This is a genomic window from Chitinivibrionales bacterium (genome assembly GCA_035516255.1).
Lineage (GTDB): Bacteria > Fibrobacterota > Chitinivibrionia > Chitinivibrionales > FEN-1185 > FEN-1185.
This window is the reverse complement of sequence record DATJAL010000040.1, coordinates 28,443-51,017: the sequence shown is the minus strand read 5'-3', so window position 1 is coordinate 51,017 and position 22,575 is coordinate 28,443. Positions and strand designations below refer to the sequence as shown.

Below are 22,575 nucleotides of genomic sequence, written 5' to 3'. Positions count from 1 at the left end.
CCTTTCATTTTCAGAACCCGACGGAAAAATTGAATCCCGCATTGTTGCGCATCATGTCCCACAGCACCTTGATCGACAGCGTGCGGCTGAACGTGTACGACTTGAAAAACCCGAGCTTCGTTCCAACGCTTATCTGGTGCAGGGGATAAAGGTGGTCGTTGTAATATAAGGGATCGATAAAGGCCTGTTTGAGATGACCGCCCAGGTTCAGGGAGTTCGCATAGACGGAAAAATCATACCCTATCTCAGCGTAGAGCGCGTCGGCATAGAGCGGCCCGGCGTTGATCTGGCGCCACAGCGGGAAAACCAGCGACGCCCCGGCATCGAGGTTCAGGAACTCCGATGAAAGACCCTTTAACAGGCGCCGGGTGTCGATAAAATCGTTCGCCGAAAGTTTTGTGTACGAGTCGTCGGTGCTCAGGATAAAAGAGGCATATTTCATAATGGGAAAACCGTGGGAGAACGAGAGCGCATAGGTGACGGACGATCTCCTGGCCCAGGACACGGTCCCGGGACTCGATGTATCGGCCACGCCGAAAAAATCCGGTTCCACCGAAACTTGCATGCGCGTCACGCCCCCGTCGTTGTAGGCGATGTCCGTGTTCTCGTAGTTGTAGGTCAGCCAGATCAATCCGAAGGGAAGCAGTACCGAGGAATTGCCAAACTCCGTGGTATACACCAGCGCCTGCGGCGAGGCGCCGACATACCAGTCGCGCGCCAGCTGCCACAATCCTTCGCCGGCAACCGAGAGGTACACAGGCACCATGAGCTCGAGGATGGCCTGCGCGTCAAATTCCAGGCTTATTTCCTGCGTGCTGTTTTGCAGGGAAATCCCCGGGGCCAGCACCGGCATCCATTGGACGGAAGGCCCTGAGCCGGAGTCTGTGGACGAGCTTTGCTGGCGCGCGGCCGCAGCGGCAGCAACATGGTTTCCAAACAGAGCATCGTTAAGCAGGGTGGAAGCCCTGCCCCCGATAAACTGGTGCTGCGGGCGGCGTCCCTGCGCCAGCGCTTCCCTCACGGCGCCAATGAAATCGGGCGCCGCTAAAAGTGCATGACTGTGGCCGGCTCGCGCCGTGTCTTTCCATGAAGAATCGGTTATTTCTATTCCCGGATGTATCACCAGGCCGGAAATCGCGAGCGAAAGGTCTTTTCTGCCGAGCGCGTCCGAGCGGCTGATGACAAGGCTCGTTCCCGCTTCCAAGCCCGCGGTGTCGCTCCACGAAGAAAGCCGGTTTTTTGAAAGAGCCTCGGCAAAGGTTCCGGCATCGTCCTTAACCGAGAGGTAACTCTGAAGCTCCAGCACCGGCCGCAGCAGCTTTCCCTCGTACGGCCTGCTTCGTATCGTTACCTCGCCTTTAGGCCTGGGCACGGGGAAAAACGAGCACGTCTGCGAATCCGGCGGCACATAGGGCGCGCCGGCGGCAGGGCACGACACAACCGAAAATGCCTGTTGGGCGAACTGGGTGCACAGCAATTTTCCGTTATTGTCAAGAAACGGCTGGAACATGCCGCCGAACACGGTCGTATGGCGCTGCAGCCCGGTTCCGTCGGGGTTCATGGAATAAATGTTGAACACGCCGTCGTAGTCCGCGTCAAAATAGATGCGTCCGTCCCTTCCCCAGTGCGGATATTCCTGCTGGCCGGATGCCGGGCCGCACACCGTCATCGTTCTGCTTTCGGTGCCCACGATGCAGATGCGCGCCCTGCCGCTGATGACCTTGCTCGTGGCGAGCATGTATTCGGGGGGCGACGGCGCAGCCGGCTGAACGGCAGCAGGCGCGGCAGAGTCGTGTTTAACCGAAATCGTGTTCGTCCGTGTGGAATCGGCAGTGTCCTTCACGGCAGGCTTTGCAATGGAGGTCTTTACCGGCGAAAAGGAAAGGCCGATAAACGGTTCGCCCAGCGTTCCCTGCACGAGGGTTTCCCAGCTTCTTGCATTCATGTCGGTCTGCACAATCGAATACACGCCGCTGCGGAACTGGACACATGCGATTTTTTGGTTGTCAGGCGAAACCGCGATGTCGTACAGCCGGGCGCCGCGCGTGAGCCGGCGTTCGCTTTTCGTTGTCAGGTCGAGCACATACAGGTCGTTGTAAAACGAACCGTGGTCCGACGGCTCCCGCTGCTTGAGGAAATAAACACACCGGCTGTCCGGCGAAAAGTCCCACGACCCAAGCGCCCATTGAATGGTGATGGCGTTGCCGGTCCCGCCGCTGGGCGCGACGATCAGGTCGGTCCTGCTGAAATCGTCCTTGTCGCTGGTGAGCCATCCCCGCCACTTGCCGTCGCTTGACACCTTGGGAAGATAATTGTACGACCCTTTGTTCCATACCGTTGCCGCCGGGGTCGGGTCGGCCGGAACCCGCTTCCGGGCCGCCGTCGCGAGGCTGTCCATCCATTGCCGGTACAGGGCGTCGAGTGAAAAACCGGTCTGGTCGAAAAACAGCGCTTTGAACGTATTCATGAACAGCGTCATGTTCCTGCCGCTGTTCCACAGACGCACAAAGGCGGCGGTGCCGATCTTCGACTCGATGTACTTGACAAAAGAATATCCCTGGTTGTACACCAGCTCCGAACCGATGCCGTCGTGGTTGAAATATCCCATTCCATCGAGTGTCAATGCGCGGCGGCTTGCCACGGCGTCGAGCAGCAGCATGTCCCGCCGCGAATCCCAGCAGTCGTTGCCGCGCCGGCCGCTTTCGAGCTGCGCCGTGCCTTCGGCGAACCATTCCGGCCAGAATCGCGTTGTGGCGAACGGCTCGGCAAGCGACACGCTCGCCGACGGCGATTCGTAGTCCAGCTCCAAGGTCCAATCGAGCAGCTGCGTTCGCGATTTCTTCTCGAGCGTCACGATGTGGGCAAGCTCGTGCGTGATCACGTTGCGAAGCCACGTACTGTTGCCCCGCAGATCGAATCGCGCATCCGTCACCCATATCATGATGCTCCCATCCGTCCAGGAGGCGAACCCGTTGGAGTAGTCGTCGTAGTCTGCCAGGGCGATGCTGATTTTTTCGCGTTCGTCGTATTCGTAAAGTGATGAAAGCCCCGCATAGGCATCCTCGGCTATTTTCCAGGTCGCATAGACCGCTGGCTCTGTTTTGTCGTAGTAATGAATAATGAAATGACTCGTGGTCACGCTCTTCCATTTTATTTCAGGATGGTTGAAGGCGAATAGAAGGGATGTTAAAAAAAGCATGAATAACGATGAAAATATTTTTTTCATGCGCATATCTTTTTTGCCGGAGAACAGTAATATGGAAAAGAAATTCTCTAAGAAGATACTTGATAATTTTATCATGATGTTGATAAATAGGGCAAGGCAGATTATTGCGAAAATCATGGCGCCGGCCGGCCGCGGCACCGGTTCTTCCTCCGGTCGCCCCTGGCGCGGAATATCATCCTCTTCTTTGCAAAGTCACCATTCTACCTTCGGTGCACGTCAAAATCTTCTGTAAATTGTGTACATACTATAGATGCTAATCACCTCATCTATCCAGCTTGACCAATTGTCACCCTGTATACCATCAACCTTGCGAATCTGCCGGCTCCCGATAAAAAAACCTATACCTAATTATCATATAACTTATTAAATTTTAATGAGTTAAGAAAAATAAAGGAAATTTATTAAAAAATTAAAAATAACTATTGACAAAATTAATTTAATGAGTATATTTTATTAAGAAAATCAATATGGAGGTTGAAAATGGCATCGGAATGGTATAAACTGACGTCCCTTACCAACCAAAAGGAATTTTTGGTCACATCGGTTAAAATGAAAGACACCGGCATTTCAATACAAGGCGAATTCGAGCTACCGGCCCTTGCCCGGCTTTCCGATGAGGACCAAGTGTTTGTTGCTCATTTCATCCGCACGCACGGCTCTATAAAGGAAATGGAACAGGCCTTCGGAGTGAGTTACCCCACCATCAAGGCCCGGCTTAATAAAATAGGAAGCCAACTGCAGTTTGTTGAGGTAACGCCGGCGCCCAAACGGGAGGAAATACTCGGCCAGCTTGAGCGGGGTGAAATTTCGGCCAAAGATGCAGCTGAAAAACTAAGGAGCTGATATGATACCAAGCGTCATGAATCTGAAAATCCATTCGGGCGAGCGGTTCAATCTCAGAATATGGCTGCCGCTGTTCATCGTGTGGCCTTTTGCCCTCGTACTGCTGTTTCTGCTGCTGCCGTTTCTGGTGGTCGCCGAGATAGTGCTCCGTCTTGCCAATGCAAGGATTTACCTTTTCTCGATTCTGGGGTGCGTGTTTTCGCTTGTTTCGGCGATGCGCGGGCTTACGGTAAAAGTGAACAATGCCAGGCAGAATTCAATCGTGGATGTGACTATACTTTAGCAATGGAGGTATCTATGGGAGAAGAAAGAAAACGGATTCTCAAAATGCTCGCCGACGGGAAAATTTCCGCGAGCGAGGCTGAAGACCTGCTTGACGCGCTGGGAAAAAGCAGCGGCGCGCAAACGCCGGAGACCGCCGCGGTCCAGGCGAAAACCCCGAAAAACGTCAAATACATGTATGTCAAGGTGCTGAGCGCCCAGCAGGACAACGTCGACGTGCGCGTGCCGCTCGGGCTCATCCGCGCGGGCATGCGGTTTACCGCGCTCATCCCGCCGCAGGCCATGGAGCACATCAACGGCGCCATGAAGGAAAAGGGGATGAATTTCGATTTGAGCAACATCAAGCCGGAGGACATCGACGAGCTCATTAAAAACCTGGTCGAGATGGAAGTCAACGTGAATTCGAAAAACGGCGACATCGTGAAGGTGTTTTGCGGGGAATAAAAAATTCACCACGGAGACACAGAGACCGCAGAGAAATAAAAACAGAGAATAGAAAGGAAGAACCATGGGACCGAGGGAAATCATGTTGGAACACCTTGAATTCTGGACAAGCCCGGAATGCCCGCCCATGTCGGATGAGGAGATCGAGCTGGTGAAAAAACTGGCAAGGGTCGTGGGCGTCAAGGTCGTGAGCAGGCTGCATTTGGAAACCGAAAAACCTGATCCGGTATTCCAGGCACTGGGAGCTTGTTAGCGCATTTGAAAACAGGGGACATCCATTGAGAGAAAGCAGGAATTAGCCGGAAAGTTTAAAAGAAACATATATTCCGGCGATTCCGCCTATGGTGCTTCCCAGCAGCGACCACCCGGAAATGCCGTGCGCTCCCAACAAGGTGGGAAGATAGCCGCCAATGCATGATCCCAAGATCATTCCCATAAGGACAATGGTTTTTCTGGACATTCATTACCTCGCAACAAATGGATTGTAGATGATCCGCGTATAAGGATTATATCATCACAGTGCTATTGACATTTTAGCAGTCCAGGTCCTGTCAGCAATTCTTATCATTGCGATATACATGCCAGCCGCGACCGGAACGCCTGATCCGTTCCGGCCGTCCCAGCGTGTACCATGGCTGCCGCTTGAAAATGTCCCGCCCACAAGGTTTCTGACCAATGCTCCCCTCATGGTGAATATGTCCACGCGGACCGGAATCGCCTGCGCGAGCGAAAAATAAATCGTGGTCCCGGAAACCGAGGGGAGACAAGATCCTGTTGCAGGATTCAAGTGGTTCTTTACCGGCCCTGCCGACGACATGGGCCCGATGTAGGATTTTGCCGCCACCGCATTGTCATACCATTTATAGGTCTGGCGGGTGGGGTTCGAGCCCGCGTGGAGCGACAGATTGAACCTGTTGATTTTAAGGGAATCAACATAGCGCAGCACGAGGTTCTGGAAATCCGCGATGAGCTTTCCGTCGAGCCAGCACGCCACCCTTCCGTCGCTCTGGCCGACCGTGTTCGCCTTCACCATGAGCTCGACGCAATACCACCTGCCGAGCTTGCAGGTGATCCAGGGCCGCGCCACAAAGCCGCTGCCGAAATCGTAGGGAATCGACGTGTTGGGCATCACCTCGCCGTCCGGGAAAAAATGGTCGCCCCACTGCGAGCGCTGTCCCGGGTGGTATATGTAAACATTGAGGCTGCCCGGCGACGTATCGGCAGCAGTGCCGCGCCAGCTCTCGAATTCCATCAGGAACTTGTTGTAGCCGTTGGAGGGAACCCCCGGCGTGGCCTGGTCGTTGATGAAGTAGTGCGCCGACATGCCGATGCCGTTGTGGCTGGACCCCACGACGTCGAACGTCGTGTCGAACTTGGTATAGGCCCGGAGAAAAAGCAGCGTGAGCTCGTGGCTTTTGTCAAGATCGCGCGCGACCGTATTGCTCCACTCGATGGTCTGCTGCGGCAGCGTGAACTCGACCGACTTCGAGCCCGCAAAAACATGGTCTTTTTCGGTTGCAAGGCGGACGTTGTGATACACACCGCCGTTCCACGTTGCGGAAAGACCCGACGAGTCAGCGTAACTCTCGAAGTCGTCGCTGAAGATCACGTCCGTGTCTCCCGCAATGCCCGCATCGTTGGGATAGCGGCTGGCAATGCCGGTGTTTCCTTCGGGGAGCGGAGGGAAGGTCTGGGCAAGACAGGTTCCTGCCATTATAAAGCAAAGCAGGAAGCATGAAAGCGTAAAGGCATTTTGGAACAGGGAGGTAAAATATGTTTTCAGAATGCCTCCTTTATTCATCAAGCGTTGAATGAGTGATTTCGTTACTCATTAATAAATAAATCAACGTGTTAATTTACCTGCTCTTCTTCTGAAAATAAAACGACACCTTCAGCCCAAGCGCACATGGCGGACAGGTAATTTTTTCCCTATATTTTTCGTTGCTGATCACCGTAATGTCCGTCGCCTCGGAGCTGTAATTCCTGTAAGTAAATAGCAATGCTATCCCGAATATTTTCCATGGAATGAATTCTGCGCCGCCCCGTACGACAAATCCGGGGCTGAACTGGTATTTCACCTGCACGTTATTGATTTCATTGCTCATGGGCGGCGTGGCTTGATAGCTGTAATTGAAAAACTGGTTGTTCAGCTCCAGTGCGGGGGAAGCGAAGACAGCGAACATTTTAAGGAAACGATAATACAGCGAAACGCCGGCAAAAACAGGCAGGTCAATGTAGTTGACGGTCAGAACCTCGTTTGTCAAATCATAATACCTGCTGAATTCGTCGTCGTCGGTGTGGGTGACCGCTGCTCCCGCCTCGAGTGAAAGAAAACTCAGGACCGGCCTGCTATACATAATGGCCAGCCTGAAAGAGTTCGGCCGGTCATTGTCGCGGGTGTCAAAATACTGCAGCCAGGTCTTGTCGGTGGGGTTCGTGGTGATGTCCGTGCGGGTGACAACCCGGTCAACGTAGCCGAGAAAGGCCTGACCCTCGATGCTCAGGCCATTTGCGTAGTACGTGTCGAGAATGCCGGCGGAGAGGGAGCCGAAGAAGCATAGAAATAAAATACAAAACCTTGCCATGATCGATCCTTTCTGAGTGATGAATGGGCCTGCCAAATTACTTATAAAAACTTTACATCACCGCAATCCTACACGGCGGCCCGCACTCCCCAATCCTTTCCACCTTGCCCCGCTCCGACCTGCATACGTATCGGCCGTTGGAAAATACAAACGAGTCCCTGCCGGTCAGCGCAAAGCTGCACACGCCCCGCGCCACGCAGACAATGTCGCCGTTTGGGTCCATGCGCACCAGTTCCCAGCTCCGGGAGATGATACCGGGTATCAATTCACCGGCCCTGCTGTTTTCCCTCAGGTTTTTTTTCGAATCGATCCTCACGCCTTCAAGAAAAAGATCCTCGGGCGCGGCGGTGCGGATTTTTCCCGGGTTCGGCCCCGCCGAGGTGAGGGTCTCGCCGGTGTTGCGGTAGGTGAAGAACTCGATGGCGTGGAACACCGCTTTTCCGATCCTCACGGGCACAAGCAGGACATCGAAAAACGTCATCACCGGCGTTTTTGATTTTGCGTACGGCCGCCTGATGCACCAAATGTTGCCGTCGGAATCCGCCTGCGGGCTGAAATAATCGAGGTTGTCATCGCCCAATATTTCCTCAATTTCCCCTTTGGAAAGTTCGATTTTCAGGATCGCGCGCGGACCGATGACCGGCCTTCCGTTGTTCTCATACCCTATCGAGGCGCTGTCGTAATAAATAAGGTCGGGATTCGCGGGATCCCAGGCAGGGTTCCGGTCGATGGAATCGCCTTCGGTCACTTCCCGGTACTGGGAACTGCCTGTTTTGCCCACCGCGATGTTGCATTCCCCGTTTTTATTGCGGATTGAGAATGCCATTCTTCCGTCGGGAGTCGCGGTGACGCCCTCGAAGAGAACGTTGCGGTCGTGGAGCACATGCCCCTCGTTGTCGATGTCGTCGCCGGGCCGGCACCGGAAAAGCCCGCTCGAATCGCCCACCGCGCATGAATAGATGATATCGCCTCCGTCAACCGGCGTAATGCCTGTTATCCGTGCGCTTTGCATGACATTGACTTCCTGGAATTCCATGCCGGGCCTCATGTCCATTCGGAACGCCGCGCCGAACCCCTCATGCGACCATTTCCTCCTGCTCACGACCTGCTGCTGGTTGCGGCAGTACTGCTCGATGAACAGGCTGGAGATCGTGCCGGTTTTTTTTTCCTCAAAGACAATGATGTTCTTTTTGCAGGCGCAGAGAATGAGCTGGGACATTGTTGCCTCCTACTATTCAATACAATCAAGGATAATCGTATCGTACAGAGGATTATTTGTATAGCATTTGTTCAAACCGGCCACCCTGCAGGTTTAACATTATTGAATAGCATTAACGTCACCATCAGCATAAAACATATTTTGGCTTTATGTGCCTTTATTATCAGAGGCGATCTTGAGCCGGTGCTTTAATTTGTGAAATAAGAAATTAAGCATAATAACGAAAACAAAACCAATTAAAAGAAAGTATGCCGTTATGGTTTTAAGATTTGTAAAGGAACCTGGTAGTTTCATACCCGCAAACACTTCAAACAATTTAGATTCAAATGGCATCCGCAATAATTGAAAATAAAATACCAAGGTGAAATTCATTATCCAGCGTCTGGTTGGGATAAAACGACAATAAAGAACAATAGTAATAATTGAAAAAATAAAAAGACAGCCTTCATACGATAACACATCCCGATTAGAATTCATAATAAAAATACCAACCCACAAACCATTCCAAAAAAGGTCCCCTATAACATAAGCAAACATATTCCAGAATATTTGGAAATAGCAAAGCAACGCAATGACTACAAGGATTTTTATTAATTTGTTTTTCATTTACTTTATTTTTTCTACTCGATCACCGAATTCACCGTATCAATCCTCGTATCGCTGAACATCGAAATCCCCGGCAAGGGATACCACGACCCGCCGACGTTGTTCCGTATCACTGAATTCTGGATGATGATATTTCCCGTGTGGTCGTCGGTCACGAAAAAGATCGCGGACCCGAACGCGTTCACCTGGTTGTGCTCGATGCGGCACCCGCACAGGGACAGGGTCATGGTGTTTCCGTCGTTGTAAATCGCGCCGCCGCTGCCGCCGCCGGGCGTGCCGGACTGGGCGGGATTGCCGCCGTTGCCGATCGCCTTGTTATACGAGAACAGGCAGTTGATGAGCGTCCACGACACGCCGATGCTGCTGATAGCGCCGCCATTTGACGCCACGTTGCCGTAGCCGCTGTCGCCGCCGAACGTTGAATTGACAATGTAGACAGGCAGGTTGTTGTACTGGCTGAACACCCGGATCGCGCCGCCTCCCACGTCCGGGCCTATCCGGCCGCACACGTTGTTGAAAAAACGGCAGTTGACAACCTTAAATCTGCCGCCGCGGGCCCAGATGGCGCCGCCGCCGTCATAGGTGGCCTCGCTCGTGGAATTGCCGTTGATGAAGGTGAGGTTCTGCACCGTGAGGTGCGGGCTGTCCTGGTTCTGGCAATGTGAGGTGGTCCAATGCTGGTTTGAGTCGCAGGTGTTCATGTACAGGATGCGCGTGGCGGTGCCGCCGCTCAAGGTGACGATTCCCCCTCCGTCAATCACGATGCTGGGGTTGGAATCGTTGAATACCTTTGCGGGCCGGGAAAGCGTGATGGTGAACGGCTGCGTTCCACCGTTGAAAACGATTTTCCCGCCCGAGGCCACGGCCGCAATGAACGCCTCGGGCGTGCAGCTTTCGGGCGTGCCGGTGCCGATGACATGGTCGGGGTTTGAAACGTCCTCGAGCCCGGCCGCAGCCGGGACCGGGCAGGAACTGTCGGCGTTTCCCGCGGGCGGGCCGTTTTGCGGATTGGAAAGCGGGTTCTGGACATACCCGTTGTCCACGGCCCTGTTGCCGTTGCCGCATTCAAACAGCAGCCCGGAGAGCAACGCAAGCCCGGCAATGGCGCGAATGTGCGATGTTCGCATTGGATCCCCTTTTGGATTGAGATATACCCCAATGATTAATCATACCATTTCTTCATTGTCCAGCCAAGGCTGAAAAACTAGAACCTATGCAATTCCTATTTTATAGTATATTTGTCTATGTCCATGCGTATCCTCCGCTATATTTTTTTCGTTACCCTTGCGGCCGTTGCGCTGCTGATGTTCTGTGCGGCTCCGTCCACCGCGCCCGGGCCTTCGATCCCGCCGACGCCCCTCAGTGTTTCGGCAACCGGAATTTCCATGTCCGCCATAAGCGTTTCATGGGTCAGCATCATCAATGCGACATCGTACAGGGTTTTTAAAAGCGCAAACGATAACGGCATGTTCGTGGCGGTTGATACGGTGACGAAAAATATTTATAACGACACCGGCCTTGTTCCGGGCTCGATCTATTACTATAAGGTAAGCGCGCTGAACAATCTGGGCGAATCAGGGCAATCCGCGGCGGTCCTTGGAACCACTGCCATCCCGGGAATGGTTGCGGCAAAATGCACACTGGCCACGCGCATCATGGTCACCTGGACGCCCGTAGTCGGCGCGGCGTCGTACACCGTGTACCGCGACACCGTCGACACCGGGGCTTTTTTGTTCAGCGAAACCGCAACAACAGACACGCTCGTTGATTCCGGGCTTGCAAACGGGACACGGTATTTCTACAAAATAAAGGCGGTGAATAATAACGGGATATCAGGGGTGTCGTTTATTAAAAACACGATCACCGTGCCGGCAACACCTGTTGACACGCAGGCCAGCGGACAAACCAGCTCTAAAATAATAATCAAATGGTCCGGCGTGACAGGCGCATCATCCTACAATATCTATCGAAGCGCCGTTGACACAGGAGTGTTTACAGTGATCGCAAGCGTTACAGCGGACAGCTTCAGCGACACAAACCTTTTTTCAGGAACATATTGCTATCAATTAAGCGCCCTCAACAGCTCGGGCGAATCGAGCCTGTCTTCCGTATTCTGTTCGTTTACCATTCCGGGAATGCCATCAAACATTTCCGCCGCGGGGATTTCCAGTTCTAGCATAAAACTGACATGGCCAAGCGTACCGGCAGCTTCATCCTATAACGTGTACCGCGATTCTTTTTCCACGGCGGCATCCGTTGCCGCCGACACTGCTGCAGCAAACCAGTTCATCGATTCGGGCCTTGCCGCGGGATCAACGCACACGTACCAAATAAGCGCGGTCAACCGCTTCGGAGAATCGGTAAGAAGTCCGTCCATAAGCGCAATAACTATTTGTCAACCGCCGTCGGGTGTTTCCGCCGCGGCCGTTTCAAAATCGGCAATCATGACGACCTGGTCGACGGTTGCCGGCGCCGCCTCGTTCAATATTTACCGGGACACCGTTGACACAGGCGCCTATTCGCTTGTCGGGAATGCGTCGACGGACACGTTTACCGATACCGGCCTCGTTGCAGGCGTAACGTATTACTACAAAATATCCGCTCTCAACGCATCGGGTGAGTCCGGCCAGAGCGCGCCGGCGTCTGCAACGACGATGGTGACCGGATTCGCGCCGCTATTGCATCCTCTGGAAATGCTGGCGATAAAATTTCTTTTTCAGGAAGAATCATCTGAAAGGAACCGCCATGGCTGACCGCGCACTCGTGGCCTATGCCTCCCGAACCGGATCAACGAACGGCATCGCCAACGCCATCGCCAAAACGCTGTGCGTCAAGGGCATTAGCGCCGATGTTTCCATTGTCAACCATGGCCTTGACCTTTCCCGGTATTCCACAGTGGTCGTGGGAAGCCCGGTGCGGGCCGGGTTCCTCATGCGCGAGGCGCGTGCGTTCGTAAGGAAGAACCGCGCCGGCCTTGCCGGAAAAACCGTCGCCTATTTCTGCGTCTGCATGACTATGAAGGAAGACACGCCGAAAAACCGCGCGGCCGCCGAGGCGTATCTCAGGCCGCTGGTCAGGATAAGGGCGCCGGACATGACCGGCGTTTTCGCTGGCGCGTTCGACTTATCGAAGCTGGGAGGTTTTTTCGGCTGGGTCATGCGCAGGGACAAGTCGGGCAAGGTCAAAACCGAGGACTGCCGCGACTGGAACAAGATAGCGGCGTGGTCGGAAAGCCTGGCGACCATGGTCTTATCCAAGGGCGGGGCTTCGTAGGAAAGACTTCACCGGATTGGCAGGCAGGAATTTAAATTTTATTGTTTCTACCCCGCCGCCTTTTCATAAAACCTCCGCAGATCCGTCACCACCTGCTCCATGGACTGGTACCGCTCGCGGATGTTTCCCATGCATTTCACGATGATCTCCTGCAGATCCTCAAACCCCTTTGGCGGCGTTCTGAGCAGGGGCCGCTCCTGCGCGAGCTTGAGCAGCAGGTTCGAAGTGTCTTTGTTGACGATCTTGGGGTGCGCGCCGGTGAGCAGTTCATAGCACACCACGCCGAAGGAGTATATGTCGGTGCGCTGGTCGAGGTGCTCCGGATTGCTGATCTGCTCAGGCGACATGTAGAACTGGGAGCCGATGATCACGCCGTCAAAGTTCGACGCGTACGATCTCACCCAGCGCACGGTGCCGAAATCCGCGAGCTTCACCTCGATTTTTTTTGTCTGTCCTCTTCGCCACCACTCGTCGTCGCCGGGCCGCGGCAGGGAAAAGCTGCGGGGAAACAAAATGTTCTCGGGTTTGATGTCACGGTGGAAAATGCCCTCGGTGTGCACGTTGCTGATGATTTCCGCAATGGTGAGCATGAGCTTCGTCTTGTACAAAAGCGCGTCGGACGATTCCCCAGACTGCTTCCGGTCGTTAAGGAACCCGCGGAGCGTGGCTCCCATCTGTTCCATGAGGATGAACCTGAAATTGTTTTCGTGGTCGAATTCTCCGAAGTCAAACACCCGCACCACGCTGTGCGCCACCGTGTCCGAGAGGCTCTGGGAAAGGTCCCACTGCACGTATGATTCGTTGGTGAACCGCCGCTTCATTTCCTTGACGCGCATCTCGTCTTCCTGCTGCGCGCCTCCCTTGCCCCGCTTGACCTCGAGCAGGTCGCCGCGCAGGATCTTGATGGCGAAATCAGACACGCTGCCGTAACTCGACGTCGCCTTGAAAACGTCGGCGAACCCGCCCGAGCCGATGTGCTCGCCTAATACGATAGGGGGCTTGTGCCTCTTGAAGGTGGCGCGGATGAGCTCGAAATACCGCTTGAGCAACGTCTCGTCGGACGGCCGCGAAAACGCCTGCATGGTGAGCCGAAAGGGGATTTTGCCGATGCGCTCGACGAGTGAGTCCATGACGGGGGGATCCTGTTCTCACTAAGAAAGATTGTAAATTTTTCGTGTACGAGGCATGCCGGCGTCAAAGCCGCTGCCGGCACGCAGCGAGAAGAAAAAATGCCAGGCGCCCAGTCCCTTTTGCAAAGACCGCTCGGCATCGTTTACATATATACTTTTTGCATTGCGATAAAGCAAACCACGGCAAATCAGAGTTCGGCCGTGAGCTGCCTGAGCTTTGTTTCCGCCGCCTTGAGATTGAACTCTATATTGATGAGGCGGGTGCGCGAATCTTCAAAACTCTCCTGGGCCTGGCGCAGTTCCAGAGAAGTCGACTGGCCCAGCCGCAGCCGTTCCATGGAGATATCGAGGTTCTCCTTGGCGAGGGCGTCGTTTGCCTTTTCAATGGCAAGCAGCCCGCGCTGGTTTTCGAATTCGTCAAGCGCACTGCTCAACTGCGACGCGACGAGCTGTTTTTCGCTTTCGAGCGCATCCTTCGACGACTCAAGCGACAGCCGGGCGGCCTTCACTTGACGCACCACGTTTCCGGCCTGGTACAAAGGAATAGTGAGCGTTCCGCCCACCTGCGGTCCGTAGCCCCAGCTCCACGAAGGGGTGGTGGGGGACGTGTGCGTGTTGTCGATGCGCGAAACGCCGTAGCCGGCGGAAAAGAGCAGCCGCGGAAAGAAAAGGGACCGAGCTTCTTCAAGGCTCAGCCGGGCGACTTCCACCTGCTTTTGGAACGCCGCTATATCCACGTTGCTGGAACTCACCTGCGCCATGAGCCTGTCCCTGTCCGGGACATAGGTTAACGGAATGGAATCGACAACCTCGAACGACGTGTCCGGGTTCCTGGCCAGTAGGACGTTGAGCGCGCGCTTCGCGTCCCTGATCACCGATTCCTGTGCCAGCGCGTTTTCCTTGAACACGTTGAGGTCGATCTGTGCCTGCAGTAGGCTCGTCTTGGGCGAGAGGCCAGCGCCGAAGCTCGTCTGCAGGATCTTGACTTGTTCCTGATTGTAGGCAATCACCTCGCGGATCGAGACGAGCTGCTGTTTCTGGCGCACGACATCGTAATACGCGACCGATACGCTGTAGGCGGTTTGAAGCACCTTCTGGCGAAACTGGATGGCGCCCAGTTTCTCCAGTTCACCGAGCTTTCGTTTCGTGACGAACATCTTGCCGCCGTCGAACAAGGTCCAGGCAAGCGCCACCGTGGCGCTTGCCGTATTCGCTTGGGCGTTGGGGACGGTGTCAATACTGGTAGGATTGACAAATTTTGTCAGCGTACTTGTTTGCGAGAATTCTTCTGATCCGTTGGCCGCGACCGACGGCAGCATGCCCGCGTTTCCCGGAGTATTGTTGACTTTTGCGATTTGCGCGTCGTTGTGCGCCACTAAAATGTCGAAGTTGTTCTTGAGCGCGACGCTCACCGCCTCGTCGGCGGGCAACATCGGCTGGGCACAGGAAGTACCTATCGCAAGGCCGATAAAAAGTAATGATATGAAAATTCTATTCATGTAATTGTTTGTTCTTTTCCGTTTTCGCCTCACCCTAATTCCCCCAAGCCCCTCTTCCCCTCTCCACTTGCGGAGAGGAAGAGCGGTGCCCGAAGGTCGGGGTGATGGGGTGAGGCGTTAACCGATTGTCGAACAAATTTATCTTATCCTTCTATTTTACTCCCACAGCTTGACTTTGTTTTGGTTTTCTGTCCTTCGCCATCATTGTATACATTACCGGAATCACGAACAGCGTCAGGATAAGCGCGAACAGCAGACCGCCGTCCACCACCACGCCGAGCGGCTTACGGCTTTCCGCGCCAGCGCCGAGGCCGAGCGTGATGGGCAGCGCGCCGAACACCGTGGCGAGCGACGTCATGAGAATAGGCCGCAGCCGCGCGGCCGCGGCCTCGAACGCGGCCTCGGCCCTGCCGAGCCCCGCCTTCTGTTTCTGGTTTGCAAACTCCACGATGAGGATGCCGTTCTTGGTAACAAGACCCACGAGCATGATCATGCCGATCTCCGAAAAGATGTTCAGGGTCATCCCGGTGAGCCACAGGGACAAAAGCGCGCCCGCCGCGGCAAGCGGCACGGTGAGCATGATGATGAACGGTTCCCGAAAACTCTCGAACTGAAACGCCAGAATGAGATAGATAAAGAACAGCGCGAGCACCAGGGCAAACGACGTGTTTGAGCTGCTTTCCGCGAAGTCTCTTGACGGACCGGAAAGGTCGGTGTGGAACGTGCCGTCGAGTACCTTCTTCGCGATGCGACGCATCGCCTCGATGCCCTCGCCCATGGTTTTGCCCTGCGCCAGCGTGGCCCCTATGGTCGCCGATTTATAACGGTTGTAGTGATACAGCGTGGGCGGGGCGCTGTTTTCGGTCATCTTCACCAGGTTGTCGAGCTGGATCAGCTGACCGCCGTTGCTCCGCACGTAGAGCGAGGTGATGTCGGCCGGCTTGTCGCGCTCCTCGCGAAGAACCTGGCCTATCACCTGGTACTGTTTTCCCTCGCGCAGATAGTAGGCATATCGCCTGCCGCTGAGTGCATAGTCGAGCGTATTCGAGACGTCGATGACGTTGACGCCGAGGTCGGTGGCCTTGAGCCGGTCTACGGTGAGGTCGATCTCGGGCTTGTTGAACTTCAGGTCCACATCGATGGTGCCGAAAATCGAATTGCTCTTTGCCTCGTCGAGAAATTTCGGCAGCGCTTCCTGCAGCTTGGCAAAATCAAGGTTCTGTATGACGAACTGCACCGGAAGCTGCCGCCCCGCCGATAGCGACGTGGTAATGGTTTGTTCCTGATTGGGCACGACACGCGCGGCGGAAAACCTCCTGTACATCTTGGCCAGCCTGTCGAAGACCTGCTGCTGGCTGGCCTTTCGTTCGTTCGGCTCCACGAGAAACGTCTGGACCGAGCCTGTGTTGGTCCCGCCGGCCCCCAATCCGACGCCGGCAAAAATAAGCCGCATCTCGGGGATGCTGTCCATCTCGAGTTGCGCGATACGGTCGACCAGATTCTGTGTGTAATCGAATCCGGTTCCTTCCGGAAGCGTGATGTTCGCCCGAATAAGGCTGTGGTCTTCGAGCGGCGCAAGCTCGGACTTGAGCATTTTAAAAAGCACCACAATGATTGCCGCGCAGGCGATGAGAATGGCGATGGAGAGCCATTTGCGTTTCATGAACCAGGCAAGGAGCCGCCTGTATCCGGCGTCCAGCCCTAGGAAGAAGGGTTCGGTCGATTTGTAGAAGCCAGAGTGTTCCGTTCTGATTGCTCCGAGTTTCAGGTTGAGCACCGGCGTGAGGGTGAGCGCCACAAACGCCGAGACCAACACGGCCCCCGCCAATACAATTCCGAATTCACGGAACAGCCTGCCGGTAAACCCCTGCAGGAAGATCACGGGAATAAACACCACGGCAAGCGTCATGGACGTGGCGATCACCACAAAGAACACTTCCTGGGTTCCCTTGATGCAGGCCTCCCAGACGCCCATGCCGTGCTCGATTTTCTTGAAAATATTCTCCGTCACCACGATGCCGTCGTCCACCACGAGGCCCGTGGCCAGCACCACGGCGAGCAGGGTGAGCACGTTGATGGAAAATCCGAACACGTACATGATGAAGAACGCGCTGATGAGCGATACCGGAATGTCAAGGAGCGGCCGCAGGGCCAAGATCCAATTCCTGAAGAACAGGAAAACGATGAGGATCACCAGGAACAGGGCGATACCGATCGTCATCCGGACGTCACTCACGGCCTCGCGCACGAATTTGGACTTGTCGTAGCCGATCTCCAGCTTGACGCCCGGCGGAAGGGTCTTCTGGATTTCGGCATAGCGTTTGTAGAACTCGTCCGCGATGTCGATGGTGTTCGCGCCGGGCAGCGGAAGGAGCGCGAGCGAAATGCCCTCGGTGCCGTTGAGCTTCACGATCGTCTCGGGATTCTCCGGGCCGAGCGCCGCCTCGCCGATGTCGCGGAAGCGGACAATCTGATCGTTTGTCTGCCGAACGATCAGATTGTTGAAATCGTCTTCGGTAACGAGCTGGCCGAACGTATTGACGATGAGCTCGGTCGACTTCCCGGTAAGCTTGCCGCCCGGCAGCTGCACGTTTTCCTTGTCAAGGGAGGCATTGACATCCTGCGGTGTGATGCCGTAGGCTGCCATCTTTTCCGGATCGAGCCACAGCCGCATCGAGGGCCGTCGCTGACCGAACAGCACCACCGAGCTCACGCCGGGAATCGTTTGAAGTTTCTCCTGAAGGATGTTTTCGGCATAGTCGGAAAGTTCCAATGCATTCATGGTGGTGCTCATCACCGAAACGGTGATGACCGGGTCACTGTTGGCGTCGGCCTTGGAGACCACCGGAGGCGCGTCTATGTCCTGGGGCAGATTGCGTGCGGCCTGGGAGACCTTGTCACGCACGTCGTTGGCCGCCTTTTCGAGGTCGGCGCCCACGTTGAACTCCGCGGTGATATAGCTGATGCCGATTGCCGAAGTGGAAGAGATCGATTTGATCCCCTCGATGCCGTTTATCGCCTTTTCCAGGGGCTCGGTCACTTGCGATTCGATGATGTCGGCGTTCGCCCCGGTATAGTTGGTCCGGACGCCGATGGTAGGCGGATCGATTGCCGGATACAGACGCACACCCAGAAACGTAAAGCCGACCGCGCCGAGCAGCACGATGATGAGGCTCATCACGATGGAGGCTACGGGGCGGTGGAGTGAAAATTCTGATAGGGTCATGGCAGGGTACTACCGGCCGCCTTCGTGCTGTGATATCTTGGAGAACTTGAGGTCTGCGCCCGGTTTAAGGAAGAGCAGTCCCGTGGTGACTATCGTGTCGCCTTCCGCAATGCCCGACACCACTTCGATCAGCGAAGCCTGGCGGATGCCGGTCTTCACAGACACGAATTTTGCCTTGCCGTCTTTCGCGAGAATCACCTGTTTGCCGAGCTCTTGCGGGATGATGGCCTGTGTGGGCACCATCAGGGCATTGGCTTCTTTTCCGAGTTCGAGCTCGACATTTACAAACGAGCCGGGCTTAAGGAGCAATTCAGTGTTTTTCACCATGGCCCTTGCCTTGAGGTTTCGCGTTGCCTCGTCCACGCCCTCCTCGGTGGCCATCACCGTGGCCTCGTATTTTGCGTCGATGCCTTCGAGGGTGAATATAACCATCATGCCCGGCCGCAGCGTGGCGCCGTATTTCTGCGGCACGGCAAAGTCGAGCTTGAGGCGCGCCACGTCCCGGATGGTGGCAAGCGCGGTTTGCGGCGTCACTTCCGCTCCAAGGCTGATGTTGCGCAACCCGATGATTCCGTCGAACGGCGCACGCACCTCGGTCTTGCGGATCTGCGCCCTGAGCACCTCGATGTCGGCGTTGATCGAACTTACCTGCAGCACGGCCTGGTCGTAGTCCGACTGGCTCAGGCCGTTTACCTTAATCAGTTCCGCCTGGCGCTTTTGGGTCACTTTCGCAAGATCAAGCTGGGTTTGCGATTTGCGAAGGCTTGCCTGGAGATCGTCGTCAAAAAGTTTTACAAGCAGGGTGCCCTGCTTGACGAATTTCCCCTCAGGAAGATTTATGGCCACCACGCGGCCCGTCACCTCGGGCATGAGAACGGTCTCCTCGAACGGCATCAGGGTGCCCGAGATGGAAATCGACTGGACCACCACGCTTGATTTCACGACGAACCCCTCGACAAGGGGTGTCGCGTTGAATTTGTTGGCCCCGGCCGCAGCCTTCGGATCGGGAGCCCTGGACTTGCAGGAGCAGAAAAAGCACGCAAGCAGCATCAACCCCAAGATTATCGTCAGGTTCTTTTTCATAGTAAAAGTGGTTCTTTGAAAAATTGTTGATTGGATCGTTCAAAAAAATATATCGTGTTTATGAGCAACATGTTTATTCCGCAATAAAACTGTATTTGACCATCCGTGCATCCACTCCGTTACCGGTTAATGTTTTTCGCTCATCGATGGTCCGCTATTTCACATCAGGCATTTTTCCCGTGACCTGGTCAAGCGCGTATTTGCTGAGCGTATACCGGAATTCGCTTTGCACCCTGGAGAATTTCGCCTGCGTATACTTGTTCTCGGCGTCGAGCAGGTCAAGATTGGGAATGACACCGGCCTCATATTGCAGCTTCGCAATGCGCCTGGACTCGCTGGCGAGACGGATATTTTCGGCCGCCTCCGAGAGGTTTTCATGGGCGCTCTTGACATCTGCAATTGCCTTGAGCACGTCGGTGCGAACGCGACGCAAGAGATCATCATGCATTATGCGGAGGCTGTCGAGATGGGCTTTCAGTTCCATGATATGATAATGGGTCCTGCGACCGTCGAAGATGGGGGCGGTAATCTGCGCAGCGGCGACCGTGTTGAATTGCAGCTGGTCGAGGTTCGGAAAGTATCCGTTCTTCTCTCCGGCAGAAACGTGCGCGGTGAGCGCAGGGGTCATTTCGAGGCGTGCAAGGGACAGCTGCACCTGCGCAATCTTCATTGCGGTATCAAGGAGAGCGATCTCGGTCCTTTGCTTGAGTGCCTCATCAATAAGCGAGTCCTTGGGAGGTTCCTTGAAGCTGGAGTCGAAGTTACCCGTGCAGTTAGCGGGCGCCGATTCCGCAAGCCCAAGCAGGAGGCGGAAATCGATTTGTTGTTTGGCATGGTCATTGTTGAGATTGGTAAGCTCGGTCTGGGAATTGGTAAGATCGACTTCGGATCTTAAAACGTCAAACTCGGTCGCGCTTCCCGTTGCCAGTCTCTTCTTGACAAAATCGAGGTGCTCCTTTAAGTTACCGATGTTTTCCTGTTTGGCGGCAATCAATTGGGCGCTGCCTAGTAGTGATTCAAATGCGATGATCGTTTGGTAGCTCACGGCCTTGGCGGCAAGATCGGTCCCGGTCTGAAGCGCATGTTCGCCAATGCGAGAGAGCGCAATTGCTTTCTGTCGTTTGCCGAAATCGAACAGCAGGTATTCGGCCCCCACGTGAATGTCCCAATTGTCGGCGGGGTATAATTGAAAAGGGATATTCTTTGGGGTGACTTCCCAGTAACCGGTATTTGGGTCCTTGTATATCGGGAACGGTAGCGGCAGGTTCATTTTTTCAAGAGGGTACAAATTCGTGTACGACGCGGTTCCGCTCACCGTCGGCCACCATCCGGTTCTCGCCTGGTCGGTTCTCGCCTGCGCCGCAGAAAGTCCCTGTTGCGCCGCGGCAAGCGCCGCGTTGTTTTTAAGTGCCAGATCAACCGCTTCGGGCAAGGTTATCGAATCGTGCGTCTGAGCGGCCGCGGCCGAAATCCCGCTCAGGCACAGCACCAGCGTCCACCGCCGGATATGTCGTTTGTGCATCATGATCTCCGTTTTTTATCGTGCATCGATGTTCACGAATGTTACCCGCCCATCAACGGTATGCCGGGTTTTCGTCTTGTCCTCAAGATCAACACCGGCACAAGGCACGCCGCGGTGCACGCGGCAGAATAGAAGAAGGCGTCGTTGATTCCCCAAACAAACACCTGTTGTGTAAAATGCGACAGCAGCTGCATGGACGCCTGCACGACCGCGTTTTGCGGCGCGGACCCCGCCGCGTGAATCACATGGGTCTGCAGAGCCCTCATCGAACGGGTGAACACCGGCGACGAGGGATCAAGGGTCACGCCGGCGGTGACCGTGTGGAAAATGACGCGTTGCGTCAGAAGCGTCTGCAGAATCGCGACCCCGAAACTGCCTCCAATCTGCCGGATCACATTGATCAATCCCGAGGCCTGGGCCATTTCGTGCCTGCCTATCTCGATAAGCGCGACCGAGGAAAGCGGCGAAAACATGAGGCCCATCGCCACGCCGCGCAAATACATGGGAAGCATGATCTGCGCGTGTTCGGAGAAAATTGACAGACGGGTATTGAGAAGAAAGCTCGTCGTAAACAGCGCGATGCCGATGGAGATCGGGATCTTCGGGTTTATCTTGTCGGACGTATACCCGGCAATGGGCCCGACGGTGGCCTGAATGATTCCCACGGGAAAAAGGACCATTCCCGATTCAAACGCCGTGTACCCAAGAACATTCTGAAGATAAAGCGGGATGAGAAACACGCTGCCGAACATCCCGATGCCGAAGATGAACATCACCACGTTCGTGAGCCCGAAATTGTATTTGGAAAGAAGCTTCAGGTTCACAAGCGGGGACTTCACGTTGAACTCGGTCACGAGAAACACCACCAGCCCGACCGCCGACGCAAGATAGCACAGCATCATGGTGTCGGAAGTCCACCCGCCCGTGTTCCATTGCGCGTTGCCGCTTGCGAGCGCAAAGAGCAGGAACCCCAGGAACACCGACAGCGACAGAAATCCCGCCGTATCGAAGGACCGCGCCTTCTGGGTCTTGTACTCCCGCTGGATCACCCAGGTGGCCATGAAACAGATGATGCCGATGGGCACATTGATGTTGAAGATGAGGTGCCAGTCGAAATTGTCGGCGATATAGCCGCCCACCATGGGACCCAGCGAAACGGAGGCCGCCGCTGAAATGGACCAGAACCCCATTGCCATGCCGCGTTTTTCCTGCGGGAATTCCCGCATGATTATGGCCATGCCGAGGGGCTGAAGCAGGCCGCCGCCGAGCCCTTGACCGATGCGCATGAGGATCAGCGATTTCTCGCTCCACGAAATGCCGCAGAGGAACGAAAACAGCGTGAACACGGCAAGGCCCGCGGCATAGGTGCGTTTGTAGCCGAAGCGGTCCGCGATCCATCCCGAGGTGGGAAGCATGATCCCGAATGCGAGCATGTAGGCGGTAAGGATCCACTGCGCCACGTCCACCGAAATGCCGAACGAAGCCATGATCTTCGGCAGGGCGGTGTTGACCACGGTGCTGTCGAGCACCACCATGAACCCGCTGATCATGATGTTGACAAGCACCCACCATTTGTACGAACCGTGTTCATGGTGGAGCGAAGGGATGTTATTGACAAATCGCTGTCTCAGCATGGA

At 55.1% G+C, this 22,575-nt stretch carries 19 protein-coding genes; 7 read left to right on the top strand and 12 right to left on the bottom strand.

All coding sequences use genetic code 11. From position 1 onward, the window contains the following. Positions 1 to 10: 10 nt before the first annotated feature. Positions 11 to 3,199, bottom strand: coding sequence for a hypothetical protein (locus VLX68_11570; GenBank protein ID HUI92876.1), 3,189 nt, complete (start codon positions 3,197 to 3,199; stop codon positions 11 to 13). Between VLX68_11570 and VLX68_11565 the strand changes: the two genes are divergently transcribed. The 5 genes from VLX68_11565 (at position 3,198) to VLX68_11545 (ending at position 5,048) form a co-directional block, all read left to right on the top strand. Next, complete coding sequence (locus VLX68_11565; GenBank protein HUI92875.1) at positions 3,198 to 3,458, top strand: hypothetical protein; 261 nt, start codon at positions 3,198 to 3,200, stop codon at positions 3,456 to 3,458. The two genes, VLX68_11570 and VLX68_11565, sit on opposite strands and share 2 nt — an antisense overlap. A 248-nt stretch (positions 3,459 to 3,706) precedes the next feature. Then, the gene (locus tag VLX68_11560; protein HUI92874.1) at positions 3,707 to 4,069 is read left to right on the top strand and encodes a DUF2089 domain-containing protein; all 363 of its coding nucleotides are present in this window, start codon (positions 3,707 to 3,709) and stop codon (positions 4,067 to 4,069) included. A 1-nt stretch (position 4,070) separates the two neighbouring features. After that, entirely contained in the window at positions 4,071 to 4,352 is a 282-nt protein-coding gene (locus VLX68_11555) for a hypothetical protein (GenBank protein HUI92873.1), read from the top strand. 14 nt (positions 4,353 to 4,366) lie between these two features. Further along, the gene (locus tag VLX68_11550; GenBank protein HUI92872.1) at positions 4,367 to 4,795 is read left to right on the top strand and encodes a hypothetical protein; all 429 of its coding nucleotides are present in this window, start codon (positions 4,367 to 4,369) and stop codon (positions 4,793 to 4,795) included. Between the two features lie 64 nt (positions 4,796 to 4,859). Next, positions 4,860 to 5,048, top strand: coding sequence for a hypothetical protein (locus VLX68_11545; protein HUI92871.1), 189 nt, complete (start codon positions 4,860 to 4,862; stop codon positions 5,046 to 5,048). 42 nt (positions 5,049 to 5,090) lie between these two features. On the opposite strand, the gene VLX68_11540 is transcribed toward VLX68_11545, so the two are convergent. From VLX68_11540 to VLX68_11520, 5 genes are all read right to left on the bottom strand, one after another. Further along, entirely contained in the window at positions 5,091 to 5,219 is a 129-nt protein-coding gene (locus VLX68_11540) for a hypothetical protein (protein HUI92870.1), read from the bottom strand. Between the two features lie 90 nt (positions 5,220 to 5,309). Further along, the gene (locus VLX68_11535; GenBank protein HUI92869.1) at positions 5,310 to 6,509 is read right to left on the bottom strand and encodes a FlgD immunoglobulin-like domain containing protein; all 1,200 of its coding nucleotides are present in this window, start codon (positions 6,507 to 6,509) and stop codon (positions 5,310 to 5,312) included. 142 nt (positions 6,510 to 6,651) lie between these two features. After that, positions 6,652 to 7,380: a hypothetical protein gene (locus VLX68_11530; protein ID HUI92868.1), complete on the bottom strand. Its 729-nt coding sequence runs from the start codon at positions 7,378 to 7,380 to the stop codon at positions 6,652 to 6,654. 52 nt (positions 7,381 to 7,432) lie between these two features. After that, positions 7,433 to 8,599, bottom strand: coding sequence for a hypothetical protein (locus tag VLX68_11525; protein HUI92867.1), 1,167 nt, complete (start codon positions 8,597 to 8,599; stop codon positions 7,433 to 7,435). Positions 8,600 to 9,219: 620 nt separating this feature from the next. Continuing rightward, positions 9,220 to 10,332, bottom strand: a complete 1,113-nt coding sequence (locus tag VLX68_11520) for a hypothetical protein (protein HUI92866.1) — start codon at positions 10,330 to 10,332, stop codon at positions 9,220 to 9,222. A 117-nt stretch (positions 10,333 to 10,449) separates the two neighbouring features. Between VLX68_11520 and VLX68_11515 the strand changes: the two genes are divergently transcribed. Together VLX68_11515 and VLX68_11510 are read left to right on the top strand one after the other, a co-directional pair. Next, complete coding sequence (locus VLX68_11515) at positions 10,450 to 11,958, top strand: hypothetical protein (GenBank protein ID HUI92865.1); 1,509 nt, start codon at positions 10,450 to 10,452, stop codon at positions 11,956 to 11,958. Continuing rightward, a complete protein-coding gene (locus VLX68_11510) occupies positions 11,951 to 12,478 on the top strand; it encodes a flavodoxin domain-containing protein (protein ID HUI92864.1) in 528 nt (175 codons plus the stop codon). Before VLX68_11515 ends, VLX68_11510 begins: the two co-directional genes overlap by 8 nt. 47 nt (positions 12,479 to 12,525) lie before the next feature. Here the strand turns inward: VLX68_11510 and VLX68_11505 are convergent, their stop codons facing one another. From VLX68_11505 to VLX68_11480, 6 genes are all read right to left on the bottom strand, one after another. Beyond that, a complete protein-coding gene (locus VLX68_11505) occupies positions 12,526 to 13,608 on the bottom strand; it encodes a serine/threonine-protein kinase (GenBank protein ID HUI92863.1) in 1,083 nt (360 codons plus the stop codon). Between the two features lie 188 nt (positions 13,609 to 13,796). Then, complete coding sequence (locus VLX68_11500) at positions 13,797 to 15,107, bottom strand: TolC family protein (GenBank protein ID HUI92862.1); 1,311 nt, start codon at positions 15,105 to 15,107, stop codon at positions 13,797 to 13,799. A gap of 151 nt (positions 15,108 to 15,258) precedes the next feature. Further along, the gene (locus VLX68_11495; GenBank protein ID HUI92861.1) at positions 15,259 to 18,333 is read right to left on the bottom strand and encodes an efflux RND transporter permease subunit; all 3,075 of its coding nucleotides are present in this window, start codon (positions 18,331 to 18,333) and stop codon (positions 15,259 to 15,261) included. 9 nt (positions 18,334 to 18,342) lie between these two features. Then, positions 18,343 to 19,416 carry an efflux RND transporter periplasmic adaptor subunit gene (locus VLX68_11490; protein ID HUI92860.1) on the bottom strand — a complete coding sequence of 358 codons (1,074 nt, stop codon included), beginning with the start codon at positions 19,414 to 19,416 and terminating at the stop codon, positions 18,343 to 18,345. Positions 19,417 to 19,570: 154 nt separating this feature from the next. Further along, positions 19,571 to 20,941, bottom strand: a complete 1,371-nt coding sequence (locus VLX68_11485) for a TolC family protein (GenBank protein ID HUI92859.1) — start codon at positions 20,939 to 20,941, stop codon at positions 19,571 to 19,573. A 38-nt stretch (positions 20,942 to 20,979) separates the two neighbouring features. Next, positions 20,980 to 22,572, bottom strand: coding sequence for a DHA2 family efflux MFS transporter permease subunit (locus tag VLX68_11480; protein ID HUI92858.1), 1,593 nt, complete (start codon positions 22,570 to 22,572; stop codon positions 20,980 to 20,982). Positions 22,573 to 22,575: the final 3 nt, after the last annotated feature.